17 protein-coding genes are annotated in these 17587 nt (G+C 33.3%); 8 read left to right on the top strand and 9 right to left on the bottom strand.

The window, feature by feature from the left end:
- Nucleotides 1–5: 5 nt before the first annotated feature.
- From lipB to NH26_RS14725, 4 genes are all read right to left on the bottom strand, one after another.
- Nucleotides 6–731 (bottom strand): lipoyl(octanoyl) transferase LipB, encoded by a 726-nt coding sequence (gene lipB, locus NH26_RS14740; protein WP_242427332.1) that lies wholly within the window; start codon nucleotides 729–731, stop codon nucleotides 6–8.
- 130 nt (nucleotides 732–861) lie between these two features.
- On the bottom strand, nucleotides 862–1233 hold the full coding sequence (locus NH26_RS14735) for a hypothetical protein (RefSeq protein WP_044229638.1): 372 nt from the start codon (nucleotides 1231–1233) through the stop codon (nucleotides 862–864).
- 228 nt (nucleotides 1234–1461) lie between these two features.
- The gene (locus NH26_RS14730; RefSeq protein ID WP_044229636.1) at nucleotides 1462–2397 is read right to left on the bottom strand and encodes a UDP-glucuronic acid decarboxylase family protein; all 936 of its coding nucleotides are present in this window, start codon (nucleotides 2395–2397) and stop codon (nucleotides 1462–1464) included.
- A gap of 24 nt (nucleotides 2398–2421) precedes the next feature.
- A complete protein-coding gene (locus tag NH26_RS14725) occupies nucleotides 2422–3048 on the bottom strand; it encodes an L-threonylcarbamoyladenylate synthase (RefSeq protein ID WP_044229633.1) in 627 nt (208 codons plus the stop codon).
- A 160-nt stretch (nucleotides 3049–3208) separates the two neighbouring features.
- Here NH26_RS14725 and NH26_RS14720 point away from each other — a divergent pair, with 160 nt between their 5' ends.
- From NH26_RS14720 to NH26_RS14710, 3 genes are all read left to right on the top strand, one after another.
- Nucleotides 3209–3721 carry a GNAT family N-acetyltransferase gene (locus NH26_RS14720; RefSeq protein ID WP_199880243.1) on the top strand — a complete coding sequence of 171 codons (513 nt, stop codon included), beginning with the start codon at nucleotides 3209–3211 and terminating at the stop codon, nucleotides 3719–3721.
- A complete protein-coding gene (locus NH26_RS14715; protein WP_044229630.1) occupies nucleotides 3714–4292 on the top strand; it encodes a non-canonical purine NTP diphosphatase in 579 nt (192 codons plus the stop codon). The genes NH26_RS14720 and NH26_RS14715 overlap by 8 nt, the downstream gene beginning before the upstream one ends.
- Before the next feature lie 114 nt (nucleotides 4293–4406).
- Entirely contained in the window at nucleotides 4407–5351 is a 945-nt protein-coding gene (locus NH26_RS14710; RefSeq protein ID WP_044229626.1) for a hypothetical protein, read from the top strand.
- 68 nt (nucleotides 5352–5419) lie between these two features.
- Here the strand turns inward: NH26_RS14710 and NH26_RS14705 are convergent, their stop codons facing one another.
- Entirely contained in the window at nucleotides 5420–5947 is a 528-nt protein-coding gene (locus NH26_RS14705; protein ID WP_044229624.1) for an RNA methyltransferase, read from the bottom strand.
- 22 nt (nucleotides 5948–5969) lie between these two features.
- Nucleotides 5970–6371, bottom strand: a complete 402-nt coding sequence (locus NH26_RS14700) for an ArsR/SmtB family transcription factor (protein WP_044229622.1) — start codon at nucleotides 6369–6371, stop codon at nucleotides 5970–5972.
- Nucleotides 6372–6771: 400 nt separating this feature from the next.
- Between NH26_RS14700 and hemC the strand changes: the two genes are divergently transcribed.
- The 5 genes from hemC (at nucleotide 6772) to NH26_RS14675 (ending at nucleotide 10065) form a co-directional block, all read left to right on the top strand.
- Entirely contained in the window at nucleotides 6772–7698 is a 927-nt protein-coding gene (gene hemC / locus NH26_RS14695) for a hydroxymethylbilane synthase (protein ID WP_044229620.1), read from the top strand.
- Nucleotides 7699–7834: 136 nt separating this feature from the next.
- Nucleotides 7835–8359 carry an NADH-quinone oxidoreductase subunit NuoB gene (nuoB, locus tag NH26_RS14690; protein WP_044229617.1) on the top strand — a complete coding sequence of 175 codons (525 nt, stop codon included), beginning with the start codon at nucleotides 7835–7837 and terminating at the stop codon, nucleotides 8357–8359.
- Nucleotides 8360–8364: 5 nt separating this feature from the next.
- Nucleotides 8365–8853 carry an NADH-quinone oxidoreductase subunit C gene (locus NH26_RS14685; protein WP_044229615.1) on the top strand — a complete coding sequence of 163 codons (489 nt, stop codon included), beginning with the start codon at nucleotides 8365–8367 and terminating at the stop codon, nucleotides 8851–8853.
- Nucleotides 8854–8890: 37 nt separating this feature from the next.
- The gene (locus NH26_RS14680) at nucleotides 8891–9685 is read left to right on the top strand and encodes an RDD family protein (RefSeq protein ID WP_052432315.1); all 795 of its coding nucleotides are present in this window, start codon (nucleotides 8891–8893) and stop codon (nucleotides 9683–9685) included.
- A gap of 65 nt (nucleotides 9686–9750) precedes the next feature.
- The gene (locus NH26_RS14675; protein WP_044229612.1) at nucleotides 9751–10065 is read left to right on the top strand and encodes a YbjQ family protein; all 315 of its coding nucleotides are present in this window, start codon (nucleotides 9751–9753) and stop codon (nucleotides 10063–10065) included.
- A 510-nt stretch (nucleotides 10066–10575) separates the two neighbouring features.
- Here the strand turns inward: NH26_RS14675 and NH26_RS14670 are convergent.
- The 3 genes from NH26_RS14670 to NH26_RS14660 are packed head-to-tail and all read right to left on the bottom strand — an operon-like array spanning nucleotide 10576 to nucleotide 17583.
- Nucleotides 10576–10968 carry a hypothetical protein gene (locus NH26_RS14670; protein ID WP_139263087.1) on the bottom strand — a complete coding sequence of 131 codons (393 nt, stop codon included), beginning with the start codon at nucleotides 10966–10968 and terminating at the stop codon, nucleotides 10576–10578.
- Complete coding sequence (locus tag NH26_RS14665) at nucleotides 10961–11662, bottom strand: imm11 family protein (RefSeq protein WP_139263085.1); 702 nt, start codon at nucleotides 11660–11662, stop codon at nucleotides 10961–10963. The genes NH26_RS14670 and NH26_RS14665 overlap by 8 nt, the downstream gene beginning before the upstream one ends.
- Before the next feature lie 17 nt (nucleotides 11663–11679).
- Nucleotides 11680–17583: a polymorphic toxin-type HINT domain-containing protein gene (locus NH26_RS14660; RefSeq protein ID WP_052432221.1), complete on the bottom strand. Its 5904-nt coding sequence runs from the start codon at nucleotides 17581–17583 to the stop codon at nucleotides 11680–11682.
- Nucleotides 17584–17587: the final 4 nt, after the last annotated feature.

The following is a 17587-nucleotide window of genomic DNA, read 5'->3' as shown; positions in this document are numbered from 1 at the left end:
ATTTGTTAGTTCTCTTGGTTTTCAAACAATTCCATTTCGAAAAGTGTGGCTAAATGATTTTTCAATTTACCTTCCACTTCGTTCATGTCAAGTTGATGTCCTAATTCTTGTTCCATAGAGGTCACTGCTTTATCCGAGATACCGCAAGGAACTATATTTCCGAAATATTTTAAATCTGCATTTACATTTAAGGCCAAGCCGTGCATAGTTACCCAACGAGATGTTTTCACGCCCAAGGCACATATTTTTCGTGGGTTTGGATCATTTTCTTCTCCAATCCACACACCTGTTAAGCCATCAATTCTACCAGATTTAATTCCGTAGTCCTGTAGCGTTAGCATAACAGCTTCTTCTAAAAATCTTAAATATTTATGTATATCAGTAAAGAAGTTATCCAAATCTAAAATTGGATAGCCAACAATTTGTCCAGGACCATGGTAAGTGATATCACCACCGCGATTGATTTTAAAAAATTCAACGTGTTCCTTTTCAAGACCTTGTTGGTCTAACAACAAATGTTCTTCTTTACCACTTTTACCTAAAGTATAAACATGAGGGTGCTCTACAAACAATAAGTAATTGTTGGTAGAAACTGCATTTTCTCCTCTATCAGTTCTTTTTCTATTTTCGAGCTTGGACTGAACAATACTATCAAATAATTCTGTTTGATAGTCCCATGCTTTTGCGTAACGCATTTTGCCAAGGTGACGAAATTCGACTTTTTTATTCATATTTCTACTCCGATCAATTAGAACACTTAAGGAAGATGTTTCCATATGTTCTTACCAACTGCGAAATTGCATAAAAAAAACCTCTTCTTTAAATAGAAGAGGTTGATATATTGATTTTTTCTTGATTTTTCTAGTTTGTAGACTTGATATACGACAAAAAGTCACCTTGTATACCCAAGGTGCTCGCCAATTTTAACATAGCGGTAGCTTCCATCTCACTGATATAGCCTTTTCTATTATTCGCATCCCAAGCAAGTGTGATATATTTCAATCTTGTTTCTGCCGGAAACTCTAACATTACCTCTGATAAATATTTTTTTGCATTATCAAATGCATTTACATAATCTTCAGCGATAAATTGAGTAGCCCATTCCAATTCTGAATGTCCATCAATATTTGTTGCAGTTTCGTCAAGAATAGCCTGTTCATCTTCGTCTAATCCGTGATAGTGGAATATCACAGATTTTATTAATAGATAAGCTTTTTTCTCTTCACTAGTCATTTATTGCAATAACAAAGTTTACTAGACAAATATAACATTATAAGTTATCTCACCAAATAAACGTTAATGTAAAACTATCTTATTATGAGCAATCATAAAATTAACTCATTGTATATAAAGCACTTATAAATATGCAATTTTACAGAAGAATACATCTCTTTTCATAGAAAAAGGGGTACTATTCTTCATAATACCCCTTCAATATAATTATTTAAACTAGATCTACACCTACTTTACTTTATTCTGAAAATACTCAAGTGTTAATTTTAATCCTTCAGCTCTATCTACTTTTGGCGTCCAATCAAGTACTTCTTTTGCTCTTGTGATATCTGGCTGTCTTACTTTAGGATCATCTTTTGGAAGATCTTTGTAGATCACTTTAGATTTAGATCCTGTTAAAGAAACAATCTCTTCAGCAAACTCCTTAATTGTAATCTCTTGAGGGTTACCAATATTTACTGGCTGATGATAATCAGATAAAGTCAATCGATAAATACCTTCTACTAAATCTGCAACATAACAGAATGATCTTGTTTGAGAACCATCTCCGAATACCGTAATATCTTCACCTCGTAAAGCTTGAGACATAAATGCAGGTAATGCACGACCATCATTCAGACGCATTCTTGGTCCGTAAGTATTAAAAATACGTACCATACCAGTATTTACACCATGGAAAGTGTGATATCCCATAGTGATTGCTTCCTGGAATCTTTTGGCCTCGTCATATACACCTCTTGGTCCAATAGGATTAACATTACCCCAATAATCTTCTTTTTGTGGGTGAACATTTGGATCTCCATATACTTCAGAAGTAGAGGCAATCATAAACCTTGATTTTTTTACTCTTGCCAATCCTAATAGATTATAAGGTGCCAAAGAACCTACTTTTAAAGTCTGAATAGGCATTTCCAAATAATCGATTGGACTTGCAGGCGATGCAAAATGAAGAATGTAATCCAAATCTCCAGATACATGTACATATTTAGTCACATCATGATGATAAAACTCAAAATTTGGGTTACCAAATAAATGAGAAATATTATCTTCACTACCTGTTAAGAAGTTGTCCATACCAACAACTTTAAAACCATTGTCTAAGAACTTATCGCACAAATGTGATCCAAGGAAACCTGCTGCTCCCGTTATTAGGACTCTTTTCATTATATATTTTGATTAAATTGTTTTCTATTGAAATTCGGAAATATCACCTGCTCCTTCCCTAACTACCTCAAAATCTCCATTGGTTAAATTAACTACAGTAGACAAATGTATGTTACCAAAACCTCCATCGATCACTGCATCAACTTGTTTTTCATAATCTTCATAAATTAACTCAGGATCTGTAGGGTATTCTAAAATTTCATCATCTTGTTTAAGAGATGTAGTTACAATAGGGTTTCCCAATAATCGTACTAATTCTCTAGGAATATTATTATCAGGAACACGAATACCTACTTCTTTTTTCTTGGTATCAACTAATTTAGGAACTGCACTACTTGCATTCATGATAAAGGTGTAAGGTCCTGGTAAAGCTTTTTTCAAAATCCTAAAAGTAGGAGTTTCTATATGCTTCACATAATTAGTAATATCCGAAAGGTCATAACAAATAAATGATAAGTTCATCTTATTTGCTTTTAAACCTTTAAAACGTAATAACTTTTTTAAAGCTGCAGTATTATTTAAATCACAACCTACACCATAAACGGTATCTGTGGGATAAATAACTAGACCGCCTTTTTTAAGTATTTTGACCACTTCCATGAGAAGTCGTTCTTGCGGATTATCTGCATTGATTCTGAAAAATTCTGCCATGACTTATCAAAGTTAATATGTGTAACTAAAGGTTCAATTAATTTACTTAAAAAGTTCCCCTTTTAGAAAAAGATTTACTATATATTGCTAACTATAATACAAATATTACCAGATTCTAATGGGTTACATCACAATCAAAGTTAAAACTACATATCTTGAAGTGAAAAATAATCAAGTATCACAATTTTCTTTTCCGGCTAAAGCTACTATTTTATCATGGCAACCCCAAGATTATAAAGAGTATCTTAAAGTATATAGAGCTGTAGGTGATGCATGGGGATGGACAGGAAGTACTCTATTAGAAACAGCTATTTTAGAGGAGCGCATCCATTCTAAAAATAGGCTATTTTACCTATTGCAATTAGAAGGAGAAACTGCTGGTTTTATAGAATACGTTATAGGTGATGATGCTAGCGCAGAAGTGTTGTATTTTGGTCTCACTCCAAAGTTTATTGGTAAAAAGTTAGGTCTTCCTTTTTTATCAAAAACTATGAAGACGCTTTTTGATACCTTTGATTTAAACAAAATATGGTTACATACTTGCGAATATGATCATCCTTCTGCCATAAAAAACTATGAAAAAGTAGGATTTGAAGTGATCAAGGAAGAATTAGTAGAGGAACCCTATGATGAACAATATTTAGAAGATTTTAAAAAGAAATATCATGAATAAAATTTGTTTCGCAACGAACAATCCAAATAAATTAAAAGAAATTCAAAGACAACTTGAAGGACAGTATCAAGTAGTTAGTTTGAAAGAAATTGGATGTAATGAAGAGCTTCCCGAAACACAAGAAACTTTGGAGGGTAACTCTGCTCAAAAGGCACAATATGTATGGGACAATTATCAGGTAAGTTGCTTTGCTGATGATACAGGTTTAGAAATTAATGCTTTAGATGGTGCTCCAGGAGTCTATTCGGCTAGATATGCTGGACCTCAAAGATCTAGTGATGATAATATGAATCTTGTTCTTGAAAATCTTAAAACACAATCTGATCGTTCTGCTCGATTTAGAACTGTTATCACATTAGTGTGGAATGGAGAGATTCAACAAGTGGATGGGATTGCTGAAGGAGACATTATTAAAGAAAGAACTGGAGATGACGGTTTTGGCTATGATCCTATTTTCAAACCTACAGGTTATACAAAAACTTTTGCTCAGATATCTGCTGATGAAAAAAATAAAATCAGTCATAGAGGAAAAGCAGTAGAGAAATTAATCACATTATTAAAAAAACTGTAGAAAACCTCTTTCTAATTTAGTTTTAATACTTCAAAAAGTGAATAAGTGATCTGTTGTTGATTAATTTTATCACTTTCGAAGATTCAACATAATATTTTTTAAACATTCAACTTCATGTTACTAACATTACAAACTAAGAAACAATATAGGAACTTTGGGTTGGCTTTTGGATTAGCATCATTGGCAGTTCAAATTTTGCCACTTATTTACGCACTAATCACTCAAGATAATCTTCAAATTAATATTATTGGTCGATTTATCATTTCATTTTTTGGTGCACCAACCTTTTTGTTTTTCGGGTTAGCCTTTTTAAAATCATATAAAGAAAAAGCTTTATTTTGGTTAGGCATCATGGGAGTTTGGTTAAGCGTAATGCTAAACCTATACATATTCAAAGGTGGTCAAACGGTTTTCCTAGAAAACATTTTACATGAGCTTACTCGTAAAGGGATGGCCATGATACTTGGATTATTAGTTATTCGATACTTTATCCAAACTAAAAACTTTTTACATCTCATTGCAGGCTTCTCTGTAATCGTCTTAATGGCTGTTGCGAATACCTTCTTAACATTACATAGTCAATTACCTACAATGGATATTATAGAACAATCTCTTTTGGGTGGTCTATTTTATGTATTCACTTTAGGTTTTGGTTATATCCTTTTTAAAGTATTTTCTAGCAATGATGATTCTGAGGATGATAAAGCAGAGGATTTATATATTACTCATTCACCCGCACACATGGTTTTTTACTTTATGATCATAGGATTATATTTTTCTGATTATTGGAAAGGAGCTCCTTCATGGCAATCAGAGTTAAATATTTTATTTATGATGTTATTTGCTGGAGTGGGTATCATTTATTTTTCTAAAAATATCATTACAATTGGTATGGCAGTAACACTTATTTCTCTGATAGGTCGTATTGTTGCTTTTTATCAATTACAATCTCCTGAAGCTGCATTTGGTGTGATGTTCTCTCTACTTTTACTTGGCTTATTTGAGTTTTCAAGAAGAGCAGAACGTAAAGAAAATTCACCCATAAAAAAAGGGAAGTAATTACTCCCCTTTATTAAAATCTTATAAAGATAATAGTGTGATTAATTCAATTTAATCACACTATTTTTTTACATTTTCTTTTGTAACACTTGCCACAGAACCACACCAATAGTTACAGAAACATTAAGTGAATGCTTTGTTCCAAACTGAGGAATTTCTAAAGCTGCATCTACTTCAGCAATAGCTTCATCACTTACACCCATCACTTCGTTTCCAAAAACCAAAGCTACTTTTTCTTCTTTAGTCGTCTGAAAATCTTGTAATAAAATACTTCCTTCTACTTGTTCTACAGCATACACTTTATAGCCGTCTTCTTTCAAGCTTTTAATGGCTGCAACAGTATCATCAAAATGTTCCCAAGTAACGGTATCTTGTGCACCTAGAGCTGTTTTATGAATATCTCTATGAGGTGGTTTTCCAGTAATTCCGCATAATACTACTTTTTCAATAGCAAAAGCATCACCCGTTCTAAAAGAAGAACCTACATTGTTTAGACTTCGAATATTATCAAGTACAACAACTATATTATTTTTTTCTTGGCTTTTAAATTCTTCGGCACTCACTCTATTGAGTTCGTCCATACTTAATTTTCTCATTGCATATTGTATTTAATCAGAATTAATCACCTTCAGGGTAATGATGACTCATTCGTCTTTTTTCAATTTTATTCATTGCTAATTCTCTATTGCTAGATAGAATTCTATACGTTTCTTGATCTTCAATCAATTGAGTATCTCTTTCCATATACTTGAAAATAGTCTCAGTAATTCCTAAAAGTTCTTCCTTTATAGAATAAAACGACCATTGATCTATCTTTCTAACACCTAAAAGGCCTGCATTTTTCATATAGATCAAATGCCTAGATGTTTTTGTCTGCGTAAAATCTAGTACCAATTCGATATCAGAAATACACATTTCCTTATTGGTATACAATAAGTACATAATTCTAATTCGGGACTCTTCACCAAGAGCCTTCATAATTTGAGTACCTATAGACAAGTTGAAGTGTTTTAGCTTCATGTTTTATCTTTTAAAATTCGCTTTCACAAATATGCAAGATATCTTAATTAAAACACATATTTGAAAGAAATAATAAAAAAAATTGAAACTAGGGCTTAACAGCGTGGTATAATTCTAAGAATCCATATTTTTTTTACTTGATGTTTTCAATGTTATGTAAATAAGTAGTAACATTGTATTAGGTAAAGATAATAGGCCTTGCGCCTATTATATGGCATGATACACCAGTAACATTAACCAGTTGTGGAAAGACATTCAATATTGTTGGATGTCTTTTTTTTATGTTGCACTTATTTTGATGATTCTAAACCTATTCACCTTATAAAATTTATTATCTTCGCACTTACTAGTATGATGCACCTCTTTTTAGGTGGCTACATACTTTTTTATAAATGATGTTATGGTAGAGAGAACAATAAAAATTGGTACAAGAAAAAGTAAGCTTGCGTTATGGCAAGCCGAATATGTTAAAACACTATTAGAACAAAATGGTCTAAATGGTGAATTGGTACTAATTGAAACTAAAGGTGATAAAATCTTAGACCGATCTTTATCCAAAATTGGTTCTAAGGGTGTATTTACAGAAGAATTAGAAGAGCAACTTAGAAATGGTGATATTGATATCGCTGTTCATAGTGCCAAAGATATGCAAGCTTCTTTAGGTGATGATTTTGAATTAATTGCCTTTACAGAAAGAGAAGAATGCCATGATGTTTTTGTAAGCCATAAAGACGGATTTACTGTTGATACAGAAAAAGAATTTGTAATCGGAACCTCTTCTGTTCGTCGTGTAGCTATGCTGAAAAAACATTTTCCTAATGCTAAAATTGTTGACGTAAGAGGTAATTTACAAACAAGAATTCAAAAAATGGAAGATGGCCTGTGTGATGTACTTATGCTAGCTTATGCAGGTGTACACCGTATGGGATATAATAATATGATTGTTCATTCTCTTCCTTTAGACACTTTTACTCCTGCTGCAGGTCAAGGTTGTGTAGCTATTGAATCAGCTACAAGCTTAGACACAGAAGTTAGAAATGCAGTTAGAAATGCTATTAACAATGAGGCTACTGAAACTTGTGTTCGTTCTGAGAGAGCATTCTTAAAAGAATTACAAGGTGGTTGCAGTATTCCTGCTTTCTGTTTAGCAACATGGACTGAAGATAAAAAAATCAATATTACTGGTGGTTTGGCAAAACCTAATGCTAGTGAAATTAGATATACATATACTTGTTCTCCTGAGGAAGGTGAAAATACAGGTACTCAAATTGCAAAAGATACTCTTGCCAACGGAGGCAAAGAAGTGCTTGCTGCATTAAAAGGATAGATACCACTTCGGAAATTTAACTAGATAAAAACCTAGTTAAATTTCCAACTCACACCCTGAGATTTCAATTGTAGAAATACAAAGGAGCAATTAAAACGTTCCTTCAACAACAAACGAAAAACTAATAGCACTCACTATGAAAGGTCTAATGGATCAGCGCTTTGGGCAAGGCGAAATTGTTATATCAAAAGTTGATGACCTTATCAACTGGGCAAGGCTTTCTTCTTTTTGGCCTTTAGGATTTGGATTGGCATGTTGTGCCATCGAAATGATTACTACTTGGTCCTCAGCATATGATTTAGATCGTTTTGGTGTGATTCCAAGAGGTACACCAAGACAATCTGATGCCATGATTATTTCTGGAACTGTTACTTTTAAAATGGCAGATAGAGTTCGTCGTTTGTACGAACAAATGGCCGAACCTCGATATGTTATCTCTATGGGTAGTTGTTCTAATTGCGGTGGCCCTTATTGGGAACATGGTTACAATGTAGTGAAGGGTGTAGATAGAATTATTCCTGTAGATGTATTTGTACCTGGTTGTCCTCCAAGGCCTGAAGCTTTAATTGGTGGTATTTTAAAACTTCGTGAAGAAATCCGTAAGGAAACTTTAATGGCTCCAAAAGCTGTAGAACGCCTATTAAACAAACAAAAAGCTTAATTAATATGACTACAGAAGATATTGCTCAATTAATTCAAGATAATGTCAATGTGGAGGTTACTGTTAATACTAAACAACCACAACACGAAATTTTAATCAAAAATACTGATATAGAAAAAGTATGTCAGTTTTTAAAAAATAACAATCAATTAATGTTTGACAACCTTTCATGTCTTACAGGTATTGATAACGGTCCTAAAGCCAATACAATGGAGGTTGTATATAACCTCTATTCCATTACAAAATCATATCGTTTAACTATCAAAGTGATGTTAGACAGAGAAAAGCCAACTCTGCCTTCTGTTGTTAGCGTTTGGAATGCAGCCAATTGGCATGAAAGAGAAGCTTATGATTTAGTAGGTATGACGTTTGAAAATCATCCTGATTTAAGAAGGATTTTATCTCCAGATGATTGGGAAGGACATCCGCTTCAAAAAGATTATCAAGAACAGGAAAAATACCATGGTATTACTGTTAAATATGAGAGGGATTAACACTAATAATTTTTAATTTTTTAAACGAATACTAACTATGAATCTTCAGAAGGTACTTCTATTGTTATTAATCATCGTTATTCCATATGATTTATATTACATAAACATCCCCTATTGGATTACTGATTTTCAATTCCCCTCTGTTAGAGATGTAGCTGATTTAATCAATCAAATATTAACATTAGTCAGTATAACTTATTTAATAGTTGGTATTTATCAAGTCATTAAAATTAAAAAATTAGAATTAACTCCTGCATTTAAATTCCCTCTTTATATTAATTTCATCCAATCATTTTTCTGGTTTATTATTACTTTATTTAGCCCAAATTATTCTTTCTTTATACTTATTGATGATCTTACCTTATTTAATAGTTTTATCATTTATACAAATAGAATATTATTACTTGCTACAATTATTTATTTCTTCAAGAACCAAAGAGTAAAAGTTGATAAAGAAAATGAAACTCCACAATTGTATAGAGCATTTATTTTAATGATAGATTCATTATTAATACTTAATTATTATCTATTACATTTTCATCATTTTAGTGGCGGATTTATTTTCGATCAATACATTTCTTTAGAACTATTTAATTACATCTTTTTCCTAGTATTTTACTTCTCTTATTATTTTATGATGGAAGTAATTTTCTTACAAACTATAGGGAAACTCCCATTTAATGCATATGTTAGTTTTAATGGAAATCGTGTTGTATCAATTCTTCTTCGAACACTTTTCAGAGGGCTGCCATTTGATAAAATATCTTTTTTAGGTGATAAGAAAGGGTGGCATGATAGATTTTCTAATACTACTGTAATCAGTGAGAGCTAGTTTCATTGAAATTACTCTGTTATTTTATTAACTTGATTACGAACAATTACTAAATCTGTAACATCATGATCATAAGCACAACTGAAACTATTCCAAACAGACAAATTGAAGAAATTGTAGGTATTGCTAGAGGTAGTACTGTAAGAGCACGAAGTGTAGGAAGTGATATCTTCGCGGGTTTAAAAAACCTTGTTGGAGGTGAAATTTCAGAATACACTAAGTTGCAAGCTGACTCTAGAGAACAAGCATTACAAAGGTTAGAAGAAGATGCTGAAAGACTTGGGGCTGATGCTGTTGTAAATATTAGACTTACTACATCTACAGTTATGCAAGGTGCATCTGAGATTTTAGCTTATGGAACTGCGGTAAAATTAAAGTAATATGGAATTTGTAGGATTAGGAATGATGTCTCTTTATTTCGGGTTCTTCGCTTTTTGCGGGGTTGCATTGATATATCTTATTATCAAAAGGATAAAAAATAAAGATAGAGATGACAATTTTGAACAAAGGAGCAACTGATATTCTATGTTCAACAAATACCACACTGTTTGAAGTGTTAAGCGACAGCGTCACTTCGAACTTATTTATTGAATAAGTTTACAACTTATAACAACATTTCAACTTTTACAAAAGGCAACAAGCAAATACGTAATCCAGAATTTGATGGAGTTTTAAGACGGTACCTTCGAACAGTGGAGGGACCCATTTTCAATGTTCATAAAAAAAACTTACTCAGTTTTAAAATGCAGTAAGGGTTCATTTTTTTCGGAATTTATGGTTTACTCGCTTGACCTTGTTCTTATTATATGAGTTACAAACTCATACAAATGTAAGTTCCGGGTAGCACTAGCGTTTAACAACCAAAACAGTAGTGTGCTTTTAATATTTAATTATCCCGAAAGAGCTGTACCTACCATTTCCCACCCCTTCATATCTACATGAGATATAGGACCAAATGCATCCTCGTTTTCATAGCAAAGCGTCCATTCTTCACTACCTTCTTCTGGGAGTTCTAAATATTGAAGGCGGATAAATTGTTCTGTACGTCCATCATTAAAAAAGTTGATAAACCTTTCTTTGGCTGCTTCTGCAACTTTTGGAAATATTTCTTTGGTATATTTCTCCGATAGTAGTGCTAAAAAAGCTGTCTGAAAGAGGGTATACTCAGAATAATCAAACAAAATTTCTTTGTAAGGTTGTTGAATTTCTTCTTCTGATTTGGGATACCGTTTATTTGTTATTAACGATGCTACTTGCTGTATTTCTTTTAGAAAATCAGACATTGTTATATTCATTTGGTAAAATGATGGGAATATCCCCTTTTTCTTCTGTGTATTCTGAAAATTTAATTCCTTTTAACCCTGCTTTTTCAATGGCATCTTTCAGTGGCTGACTTACTACCATCGCACTTGAAGTGGGAGTATTTTCAAGAAAATCATAATCCTCTAATAAGACAAAGGTTTCGAATGTGGGCTTAGCTTGCCTATTTGGTAAACTTCTTCTCATTGCTAAATAATCTTCAATACTTTTAAACGACCCTGCTTCGAAACGCTTTACTACTTCTTTAGAGTCTCTATCTACTAGAGCTATTATGGATTTATTGTAATCAACTAAATCTAAATATCCATGCATATGTAACATATAATATTTTACTCCACCTGCATTCTTCATGTCAACTTCATAAAAGCGAATTTCAGGTAAATGAAATTGCTCTAAAATTTCTTTTAATCGAGAAGATATTACTTCTAATATACCTTTAGGATGATGGCTCCAATGCTTCGTATGATCTTTTTTCCAATTATAAATATCCTGAATTACTGGTTCTTTATTTTGTAAATCAGGATGATTAGTCACTATTTCCATTGGAACTATTTTAGGGTTTTCCCAAAATTTATTAATCACAATTTCTTCATCTAAATTTAAATCAAAATTGGTACGTAGTGTATGCATTACTCCCCAACTTAAACCGTATGTCATGTCATAGAATTTCATAATTATTTTATTATTTCTGAAGTTATGTTTTCTAATTTTTCAATATTATCAAATATGTTATTTACGTTTACTCCACCTTCTGCTTTTAGTGATTTTTGTTCTAGAAGTATTTTAATGTTCTTTGCTAAGGAGATGACTTCTGAATGTATATCATCAGCAGTAGCTTTATATAAAGCATCTCCTGTATAGCCATCTTTTTCCAATTTATTAAAAATATCTTCCCACCTTTTATCCAAAAATGATGCAATTTTCTCTTCATAATCATGATGATTGGTATGTACCCCTTTCCCATTTGTAGAACTGAAAGATTCAAGCATAATCGAATTTATGTTATTTTCTTCAGCGTTAAAAGATAATTTATTACTTCCATCATAATATTTCATGTAATTTTTAAATCCTTCTGAAGATTTAAACAAGTTCACAGGGAAGATATGGTGTGCTTCAAAAATATTACGACCTGCTTTCTTTAATGTTACTTTGAAGTAATTATCCCATGTTTCATTTGCTCCTTTAGGAGGTTCAAAACCAGCTGCTATTAGTTTATCTGCAAATCCTTCTCCATCTAAATGAGAAAATGTATTTCGTCTTACCTTACTTCTAGATCTTACTAGAACAGCACATTCACTACATTCTTTTGCAAGTGCTTCTACATACTCATCAAACTTTTTTGAAGTTGTAAGATTAGCGAGAATTTCGTCTTTACTCTTACCTGCATTTTCTTGTAAGAAAGTAAAATCTAACCTTTTATATCCATTTTTTGGTTCTTTTAAATCTTTTAGATTCTTTTCATATAAAACTTTCCAAACAGCCAACATGTCATCAGTCAAATCTTCCATATTTTCTTTAATGACATTATTACCATATGTATCATGAGATCTTGTTAGATCATTTAAGAAAATATCTACTTCAGCCTCATTGATATGCTTTGTTTTGGATAATAAATCATTTACAGATACTGGTATATCACAACTATTATGTACCAATATCCCCTCTGCAAAATAGGTATGCAGTTCACCTACTTCAAAATTATATACCTTTTGAGGAGCATAGACTTTTTGAGTTGAAGTAATTAATATGTACTCTCCTTCAACATTTAGAATACTATCGCCTTCAAGAAAGTCTCTTGCCAGTTTATAGCCTGCAGGAGTAAATATTGGATGGTTTGGAGTACTTTGGAGTAATTTCTTATTTTGGTGATATAAAGTAACTAAACTATCTGTGAATGAGAAGGAAGTAGAAGTGACTACTCCTTGAGTTAACTGATTATATTCATTATAAGCATCAACTACATCTCCAACTGTTATTTTCTCTATGGCTTTAAAAGGTTTCCCGTTAGCATAAATTTGTGTACCAGCAGGAAAACAAAACCTTTTCATAATTTCTCTTCTGAGGTCATCATCAACACCAAAATGTATCAAAAGGTCATCTACTTTATTTTTTTGTGCATCTGTAATACCTAATTTTTTACATATGCTAATCAATTTTAGTTGATTTTTCTTGTCTTTAAGTAACTCTTTAAAATTGTCAAATCTTCTTTTTAAGGCCTCACTTTTTGTGACTTTATCCATTGCAACCTCTATTACAACTGGCATAAGACATAAAAATGCGCCTTCCTCCATAGATATATCTTTTATTTCTAGTTTTTTTCCATCTTCAGTCATTCCACTCAAGATACCCCCACTACATTCCAATACTGAATTAAAAATTAATTCGTATTTATCATCTATTTTGACAATATCTTTGACTGCTCCAACACCTAAATCAACTGGATTGATATTCGAAAGTGCTAGTTCATTTAATTGAGCGAAAGAAGTGATTTCACCTTCATAGAAAAAAGGCTCAATGATTATATTTAATGTATAATCAATAGCAAAATCAATAACAATGTCTTTTACTATTTTCTTTACTGCTGCTCTACCAGCTTCGCTGGCCATCCACTCTATTATACTTGCGGCCCCAACTTCAATACCTTCTGCTATAATACCTTCTGCAATCATTGGTAATAGTACAGTAGTTCCTAAAAGAACTGTATAACCTACGAACAAACCTTCCCCTACTTTATTAATACCCTCCATGAATTCGGTGGTATACCCCAAGCCCTCGTCGTAAGTATACATTCCTTTCAATATACATGGGTTTTTCTCTATTGCTGTATTAATTGCTGAGCCTTCCTTAAAGAAAGGAGCATACTTTGGTTCAGCTTTTAGTTTACTAACAAGAAGGTCACAATCATCATTAACATTACATCTGATACAATCTGAATTGAAAGACTTATTGTTGGGTAAACTGACAATCTTACTCTCACAATCAATACTAACTTTTATAGCGTCATCAGGAGTGTCAGCGAGTATTTCTTTAACTGTTATAATTTCACCTATTTTTTCTTTATCCCTAAAACCAACTACAGTATCCGAATTTACAACAATATGATAAGTAATATCATTCTTTATGAACCCAGCTAATGTACCTCTAGCTGAAGGTGTTGGATCTGATATAGCATAAAAAGCAACAGGATATACAGTACCCTCTATTTTATCTAAATCAATTATGACCGATTTAGTATTATCTGTGGTAGGTAAATAGAATTTTTTATGTTTAATAACCTCATTAAAAGCATCTCCTTTACATAAACCTGCTAAAGTTGTCCCATATTGTTTGAAAGCCATCCCCTCCTGATCCTCATTCTCAAACCCAACCATAGGTGCAGGATTCTGAATTAAATCCCATTGCCACTTCCAGATTTCAGTACCATCTTCCTCATCATTATAATCCATTAAGTTTTTAGAGTCTCCCTTTGTAATGCCTTTAAATACATCCCAAGTATGACGAAGTGCAAAGGCTCCATGACCCAATTCATGGGCGATGGTACGATTTACATCTTTTTGGCTAGCTGGATCAAAAATAAATCCGTAACGTTTTGAAAGTGGCATAAAACCACCTACCTCATGAACTTCACCTTCTTCTGATTTGTAATTTGCTTTTGGAGACCAGAACAAGACAAACTCATTGCCTCTGGGTTTATCATTATTATCCCTAAAGTATTTGATGATGTTTTTCTGTTCTTCGGTATAGGCGGTCAACTGTCCTGAACCAGCTACTTCGATTTTTCCATCATTCTTCTGTGTATCCCAACCTGTATAAGCAAGGTCCGTTTTCACCTCTACTGTCCAATTGATCAATGCCTGACCATAGATATTGTTAAGGTAGGTCTGAATTGCGTTCCCGTCTGGTAAGGTTTGTCCATTTACTGCATAGATATAAAGTTTGTAATCTGTCTGCGGTTCATAGGATTGCACATTGATTTTACCGACAATCTTTTCTTCTCCCTCTACTTGTTTATAAGCAATCCATTCCGTGTCTTTTTTAGATTTGTGAGCCGTTAAAGACACCGTCTCTCCTGAAGCGGAGGCGGTCAGTGAACCGTCTGCACTTTTAAATTGTACGCCTTCTGTTGCTCCTGTGATTCCTACAGTTACCGAATTCATTTCACTCGCTGCCACCCACGGTAAAACATAATTGGACTCGCCAAAAGCTGATAAATCAACTTGTGTATAATACGCAATATCAAAGGCACGCCCTCCAGTATCAAAACCATACGCTGTATTGTCAGCTTTTGTAAAAATCAAACGATCCGTCGCATGCCAGCCTTCACCACTTTGAATTTCTCCATCATCATTCGCAGTCGTTGCATACATCGTTTCAAAAACCATCTTCACCGTCCATACTGCTGTACGGGTCATCTCAAAGGCTTCTGGAATACTTTTTACTTCAAATCTACTCAATACCCCTTGTGCATCTTGCCATTTTTCATCTACGGTCAATAACTCATCACCCGAGGGATCCAATGGTTCATTGCCTTGAATACTCGTGATGATATTCCCCATAAACTTCACTAAGTCGGCTAAGGCTGCATCCTGTTCTTGCTTTGCGGCCTCTTCTGCTTCATCTGAAGGACCTTGGGAAGTCAGCCCATCCAAGCTTTCTAGCTTGGCTAATAATTCATCTCCGGCTTGAATGGTACGTCGTGCTTCAGTTGCCCTACCTGGACCTTTTGGCGTGCTTAATGTTCTGTTAATTCCATTGGCTAACTTTACAAAAAGCTTTATACTTTCTTGCAACTCATTTTTGATATGATCCAATGCTTTCTCAAAAGCTTGTTTCTTACTAGCCCTTGCTGTTGCTTTTGCTGCCTTTGCAGTTTCTACAGATTGTTCTGCTACTGCAATTGCCTGTTCATTTCCAGAACGTTTTGCATCCTTTAAAATATCCTTCGCATTATCAAGTTCTGTTTTGGCTTCGTCTACCTCTGCTTTACCTGCACTAATTTCATTTTTTATCTCATCTGGAAGATTATCAAAAATATTTTCAATAAACTCCGCCGTTGCTTCTGCTTCTGCCAAAACCGCATCTAACTGCTCCAATCCATCCATAATCGCGGCCGCCAGTTCCGGTGGAATAATATCAGTATCTGAACCTGTCACTAATGCTTCTCCATCAATTAATCTATTATCTGTATTAACAGTAACATCATCCCATTCCACATTAAAGAACACTTTATTAAAGGCTTGAATTCTTATCATTCCAATACCAGAGTGTGTTCCATTATTTACATCATCTTCAACTACTGTTATGTCAAAATCTCCAGCAGTAAACTGTTCCCCTACTTTCATAGGAGTAGTTAATGGTTCATCATTCTCCCAAGCTATAATTACTTGTCCTCCATCACAACTATAGGTTGATTCAGGTTTAGTTTCAGTCGTTGCCGTTTTTATTTCTGACCAATTACCTTTTTGATTTCCAAGACAAAGTCCTCGAACTTGAAATTCATAAATGGTGTTATCTGTCAATGGTTTAATTACTGCTTGATCAGTATTAAACTCATCTGTTTTCCAAGGAATTTCATCTGTATCTTCTTTTGTTGCTTGTCTTCTATACCTAACCTCATATGTAGAATGTTCTATTTTACCAGACCATATTAATTCAGCTCTTGAATGTGTTGTATTAGCTATTGCAAAGTCGTCACATTCAGTACAAGCATCGCCAAATTGAAAGATTCTCGGTTCACTCCAACCATCATTCTTAATTAAACCATTTTCATCTTCATCATAAGCTTGAACTCGCCAGCCATATTTATTACCAGGAAATAAAGGAGCATCTAAAGCTGTTAATTGATAAGCTGGTACTGAAATTCCTTCCTCATCAATAATAGGGTTTGTAGAAGCAAAAGCATCTCCTGCAGGCTGATTATCTCTTAAAATTTCAACAACCTGAAATCTATAGGTGACATTTTGAGGTTTATTTGGTGATGCAAGATGTCTAGGTGTCCATGAGAAATTTAAAAATTGAGGATCTGTTACAATAACTTTTTGTTTATCCATCGGCATTACTAATAATGGAGGATCACTTAGTACCAAAAAGCATTGAACCGTACTTGTATTTGAAATTTTTCTTCCTGTATAAAAATCTAAAACCTCTAAAGAAAATTTATAAAAACCATCTGGTAAACGTCCTCCATTATTAATAATTGAAGAAGTACTACCACTTATAGCTGTTAAGTTATTAAGCTCAAAATATTGACCTAAAACAATTGCATCTAAAATCTCCGTTTGTCCCCCAACAAGATGAATAGGTTCAGGAGAAAAACTTGGTTTTGTCTCTAATATTAATCTTTTCTGAGAATTTTCTATTCTCAACTTTAATTTAACAGGTAAATCAGGCTGCGATAAGTCTTTTAACCAAACACTTGCTTGGGTCTTAGTATTTCCAACTTGAGCATAATCAGATAACCTTATTGGATAAGGGGGAGTTATCATGAACGTTGTCTGAACAGGATACCTTTGTCCAAAGGCTGAAAGAGAAGTCAAAAAGACTAAAATAAATAAAGTAATAGAGTTAAAAGTCTTCATGTTA

The organism is Flammeovirga pacifica (assembly GCF_000807855.2).
Taxonomy (GTDB): Bacteria; Bacteroidota; Bacteroidia; order Cytophagales; family Flammeovirgaceae; genus Flammeovirga; species Flammeovirga pacifica.
This window is presented reverse-complemented; position numbering and strand designations above follow the sequence as displayed.